This window comes from Dysgonomonas sp. 521 (genome assembly GCF_010501055.1).
Taxonomy (GTDB): Bacteria; Bacteroidota; Bacteroidia; order Bacteroidales; family Dysgonomonadaceae; genus Dysgonomonas.
In genome coordinates, this window is sequence record NZ_QVMO01000142.1 from 1 (window position 1) to 5,892 (window position 5,892).

At 38.5% G+C, this 5,892-nt stretch carries 5 protein-coding genes and 1 tRNA gene; 5 read left to right on the forward strand and 1 reads right to left on the reverse strand.

Annotated features, from left to right (window positions below; all coding sequences use genetic code 11):
* From D0T84_RS20920 to D0T84_RS20930, 3 genes are all read left to right on the forward strand, one after another.
* Positions 1–729 (forward strand): transposase (locus tag D0T84_RS20920; protein WP_163309842.1); only part of this gene is annotated, 729 nt, incomplete at its 5' end.
* Between the two features lie 171 nt (positions 730–900).
* On the forward strand, positions 901–2,502 hold the full coding sequence (locus D0T84_RS20925; RefSeq protein WP_163309844.1) for a helix-turn-helix domain-containing protein: 1,602 nt from the start codon (positions 901–903) through the stop codon (positions 2,500–2,502).
* A 1-nt stretch (position 2,503) separates the two neighbouring features.
* A complete protein-coding gene (locus D0T84_RS20930; protein ID WP_163309846.1) occupies positions 2,504–3,091 on the forward strand; it encodes a hypothetical protein in 588 nt (195 codons plus the stop codon).
* A 336-nt stretch (positions 3,092–3,427) separates the two neighbouring features.
* Here the strand turns inward: D0T84_RS20930 and D0T84_RS20935 are convergent.
* Positions 3,428–3,502 (reverse strand) — tRNA-Pro (locus D0T84_RS20935).
* Positions 3,503–3,707: 205 nt separating this feature from the next.
* Here D0T84_RS20935 and D0T84_RS20940 point away from each other — a divergent pair.
* Both D0T84_RS20940 and D0T84_RS20945 read left to right on the forward strand, forming a co-directional pair.
* Positions 3,708–4,421: a DUF5020 family protein gene (locus tag D0T84_RS20940; protein ID WP_163309848.1), complete on the forward strand. Its 714-nt coding sequence runs from the start codon at positions 3,708–3,710 to the stop codon at positions 4,419–4,421.
* A gap of 13 nt (positions 4,422–4,434) precedes the next feature.
* A complete protein-coding gene (locus D0T84_RS20945) occupies positions 4,435–5,757 on the forward strand; it encodes an NCS2 family permease (RefSeq protein ID WP_163309850.1) in 1,323 nt (440 codons plus the stop codon).
* Positions 5,758–5,892 lie beyond the last annotated feature (135 nt).

Sequence of the window (5,892 nt, forward strand, 5' to 3'; positions counted from 1 at the left end):
CCCAGGCGAAAGAAAAACGCGGCCAAAGCCCGCCGCAAACTTCACACCATAGCCGGGCGTATGTTACGGGAATTGGAACGCATTCTTCCCGACTTGGAACGCATGATTTACCAACATCAACTCTCTATCTATCATCAGGTCCTCGCTCAGAAAAAGACAGATAAACATAAAATTTACAGTTTACACAAGCCTTACACAGACTGCATCGCCAAAGGTAAAGCTCACAAGCCCTACGAATTTGGCAACAAGGTAGGCTTTCTGATGTGCTTCAACTCCCTGGTAATTACCTCTATCCGCACTTTCACCGGCAACCCTCACGATAGCAGAACCCTGGAGCCATTGATAGGCGAGCTGGAAAGGAATAAATTGCCGCTACCCCAAGAGATCGTCTATGACCGTGCAGCAAGAGGGGTCAACCCAATAAAAGGAGTAAAGGTCAGTGTCCCGGGCAAACCCTTGAAAGCAGACAGCAATTATCAAAAACAAAAAAAGCGGAGGAAGTTTAGACGCAGGGCAGCAATAGAACCGGTTAACGCACATCTCAAATCAGACTTCAGAATGCATGAAAATTATCTCTGTGGAGAGAGGTATGTCCAAATCAATGCTCTTCTAAGTGCCACAGCCTGGAATCTCAAGAAATGGATGAAGAATCTCATTTCTTGGCTATATAATAAATGCTGCCAACCAAATGCAAATAGTTTTCTACTGATGAAAATGCTAGCGAAATGAAAAATATTTGGAAACTTTTATATTCGTAAGGAGAGACTAAATAAGTGCTATACATTCAAGGTTGTAGACATACGTGAAGGAGAGAATGAGCAAAAATATATTTATCTGAGCGATGGCGAAAGAGATACATACAGGGTATCGCCATTTGATTATCAGATAGAATGGGACGACTTGCCCACAGAGATAGAGTGTGTAGTAAAGAGTGTGAACCTCTGGGGACTGCCTATACTCGAACAACGCAGAGCCAATGTGCTACACGATCGGTATAGGAATGTGGGCGAAGAATACGCCTTCAAGTTGATAGAAAAAAAGACAGACGAGAAAACAAAAGCCCCGTTTTATGTACTAAAAGATATTTTCGGCATCACTCATCGTTATTATCCATCCGGCGGAGAACCCGAAAGAGATGTCAATGACATATTCTCGTTGGTATTAGCGAGTATCGAGGAGAACGAAAAATTCAAATCATATCTGAGGCTTACACCTGTCTATGAAAGTTCTATAAAACCGGAACGTAAGGAAAAACCGAAATATGCAGAACCATTGAAAGACTCTCTGAAAGAAAGCCTGTTCGGAAAAGAGGATGACAAACAGGAATTTAAGAGTTCTATAGTTTTCCCTGCCGGCGAGTTTGAGCCTGCAATTGATAAGCAGATAACGATTATCCTGAAAACGATAGCCGGTTTTCAGAATGCGACAGGGGGAAAGCTATATATAGGAGTCAACGATAGTGGGCAAGTTTGTGGCATCAATGACGATATGCCACATATTGGGACAAGTAAGTACGATGATAAGGTATATCAACAAAATACAGATGGATATGAACAGAAAATAAGAAATGCCGTTATAGATCAACTGAACCGAATTTCTAATAGTAAGCTGAAATTTAAGTTTTTCAAGCAAGAAGAAATGGTATATTGTGTGATTGGCATTGACCCTGTTTCGAAGCCGGTATTTATGAATGGAATGAAACTGTATCAACGAGCCGGAAATATGACTCAACTGTTGAAAGGAGATGAGATAACGTGGTTTATAAAAGAACGATTAGAACTAAATACCGTAAATTTAAATAATTCTATACAGTGGAATGAACCTGATGTTGAAATACACAAACAGGATGGAGATATACCATTGCTACAGAGCATTCAGCAAGAGTCAACGACAGAAAAGATAAGTGATATTTGGTATTATATGACTTTTTACAAAAATGGGAACTGGTCATATCAGAATAATGCTATCAATAACGATACTGTTGTGTATGAATTGCCGATAACAAAATCGTTGAGAAAAGAACGGTTATTTATGTGCTACGACAATGGTTGTGTCAATGTAGTTTCGCCATACGATATTATTCGGCCGAAAGGAAAAAACGGCAGATACGATAGGAAGAAAGGTGAACAATATCAGAACGGATGGAATACTAATGCTAAGATTTTAACGATGTTTTGCGCTACCGAGAATGACCTCATTGCTATCTACAGTAAACAGAAAGATGGTACTGATTGGGTAAAAATACATAATACTAATGCAATATCACTCCATGGTTCGCTTCATCTGTCTGGTAATATAATTGTTAATCCTGCATTTGATGCTTATCCGGTATTTATAAAGAGGATTCATCCTAAATATCATCACTTTATATCCAGCCTTATCTTGAAGAATAATCAAACATCTCAATATTTGGGTTTCAGAAAGAATGAGACGACTTTCATAAAAACGATAGCCTTATTAGATAAGTTATGTAAAGGAGAGGCATCAACGACAAAGGAATAATATGGGAACATCACTCTATGCTATAACTAATTCAAAATTGACAGGAGAAGAAACTGATATCTATTTCGATGCTGTTTTAGAGAAATTTAGAGGGTTAAACCTTTCTAAATCTTATTTCAATGCAGGAGGAAAAAGAATAGAAGATGATACCGAATATTGTTATTACAAAGATATATATGATTATTATCCGATTGATTTTGCAAGCCCATCTTCCTATTATTTCTCATTATATAAAAATATTGGTATCATCGGTACGATTTATCGCTACCATTTGTTGTATAATGCTGATTTTTACTCTGATGACGGATGGTATGTAACGTTCAGAAAAGATATTTATAACATTATACAGGTAATGGGTGGTACGGAAATTATTTTCTTGGCAGATAATGGATATACTGATGGTTTAAGTTATTATCTTGAATGCTTAGCGTGGGAAGATACACCTTATGAGATTATAAAAGAGAAAATGATAACCGCATTAATAAAGCCTCAACTATTTAGTGAGCACTATAAAAAAATGAGAAATAAATCAATAGATCATTCTTCAATAAGCGAATTCATTTGGGACGATTTTCGAGATTTGAAATGATGCGCAATTTATTTTTCTCTTTCCCATCTTCTATACAAAAATATATTCCGAGCCAAAACACAAGACCAAGCATTGTTTCGTTGCAAAAATCTTCCTTCTCGTACCTAGAAGTGTATTTTTGCCGAAAGCCTTGCTTATTTGGCTCTCCATATCAGGGGTGTATATCAGATGTAAAAAGAAGAAAATATATGAAAACTTTATGAAGGGCTCCCGCATTCTCGTGTAGCTTTAGACATCAATATTTTGCATCGAATCTGTGAAGTTGCATGCAAATTGCATGTGCATATAAAAACAGAAAGAGTTAGATTTTTTGTCTAACTCTTTGTTTTTCAACCGTCGGGATACCAGGATTCGAACCTGGGACCCCCTGCTCCCAAAGCAGGTGCGCTAACCGGACTGCGCTACATCCCGTTTTTGCTTATAGCGGTGCAAAGGTATGACATTTTTTTATATTTCAAAACAAAAGTGCAAAAAAATGAAGATAATTTCTTTTAGGAGATAAGCAGGAGTGCCATAAAGTGTTGTTTATAAATTTCTTTTACTTAAATAACTGCAGCCATATATTATATGCTGTTTTTTTATATATTTTTGCAACTTAATTATAAATAATACAACGATGCTTAAAAAAACACTCTTCACGTTAATTTTAATGGTATCTTCTTTCTCGATGTATGCCCAGAATTTGCAATTGCACTTCGACCCGCGTCATGCATTACATGGAAATGAGGTTTCCGGGAAAAACTATTTCACTGCTACATTCGAAATGTTCAAGCCTGACAAATGGGGCTCCACCTTCATGTTTGTCGATCTGGACTTCAATCAAAGCAGAGGAAATATAGGAACGATGTACCTCGAAATTGCCCGCGACATAAAACTGGGAAAAAGCCCTGTTATGGCCCACCTGGAGTTTAACGGCGGAGTAGGTAAATCTGAAAACTTCGGTTTCTCTATTGCAAATGCATATATGGCAGGAGCATCTTATGCCACAAACATAAAAGGAGTCAACATCGGTACATATCTGGCGTATAAATACAATGCTTTCGAGAGAGTAAGCAACGATATCCAGTGGACAGTTACATGGGGAGTTGACCTGTTCAACAATAAATTCAGAATCAACGGATTCCTTGACCTGTGGACTCAAGATAAAAACACAGTTCACGGAGTAGACCGTGACGGCAAAAAGGTAATCCTCCTTACCGAACCACAATTCTGGTATAATGTTTCTTCAAATCTGGCCTTAGGTACTGAGATCGAAATTAGTAATAATTTCATAACAAGTTCGAACAAAGTTCTTGTAAACCCTACTATCGCCGCCAAGTGGAACTTCTAAGATATAAGAAACAATGAAAAATCTATTAGAAAAAACTTTTAAACTATCAGAGAATAATACGACTATCCGCAGGGAACTCGTAGCTGGCCTTATTACATTCCTTACCATGTCATACATCCTGATAGTCAATCCGAGCATATTGTCTTCAACTGGGATGGACAAAGATGCACTATTTACATCTACGGCGCTTGCTACCATCTTTGCGACCCTGATGATGGCCTTATATGCTAAACTGCCAATTGCCCAGGCTCCCGGAATGGGGCTGAATAGTTTTTTTGCATTTTCGGTAGTCTTAGGAATGGGATATTCTTGGCAAATGGCATTAACGGCAGTTTTTATAGAAGGAATCATATTCATCCTACTTACTTTTTTTAATATACGCGAGTTGATTGTCAAAAGTATTCCCAAAGTTCTAAAAGAAGCTATCCCAGTCGGTATAGGTTTATTTATAACTTTAATTGGGCTGAAAGGAGCAGGGATCGTTGTCGCTAATGAGAATACATTAATGTCGATAGGAGACTTCTCCCAACACAGTGTTTGGATCGCTCTCTTAGGCCTGTTTGTAACAGCAGTATTATTTGTGCGAAACGTAAATGGCTCCATCCTGATAGGTATAATCGTAGCAACCATATTCGGCATTATACTTGGCGATGTGAGATTACCCGATACATCCATAATAAGCACACCTCCTTCAATCGCACCCATATTTGCACAGTTTGAATGGAGTAACATATTCTCTCTTAAGATGCTGATCGTTGTATTTACATTCTTGTTTGTAAACTTATTCGACACAGTAGGCACACTGATTGGCGTTGTATCAAAAGCCGGATTAGCGGATGAAAACGGAAATTTCCCACAGATGAAGAAAGCACTATTTGCCGATGCATTAGGCACGACAGTTGGAGCCGTTTTGGGTACCAGTACCATCACATCGTATGTAGAAAGCGCTTCGGGCGTTGCTTCGGGCGGACGCACAGGGTTAACGGCAGTAAGTACTGCCATCATGTTTGCCTTAGCATTATTTTTGGCTCCGTTATTTCTGATGGTTCCGGCAGCAGCTACATCTCCCGCGCTGATTATTGTCGGTCTGTTTATGATATCGTCAGTAGCTAAGATCAACTTCAATGATATGAGTGAAGGTTTGCCCGCATTCCTTACCATTGTCTTTATGCCTTTTACGTACAGTATCGCCGAAGGAATTGTATTCGGTATGCTAAGCTTTGCTTTCATCAAAGTATGTTCTGGCAAATATAAAGATGTATCTACGACAGTATATGTAATAGCGGCTCTGTTCCTGTTGAAAATAGTCTTGGACGCCCTTCATGTCATAGGCTAACTGTAATTTGGGGGTACCCCTAAATGTTAAATTATCCAATTCCACCTCCAAATACCAATACTTTTACTTACATTTGCCTCTAGTATAATAACTGAAAAAAAGTCTGTCACTATATAAGCGACAGACTTTTGTTTT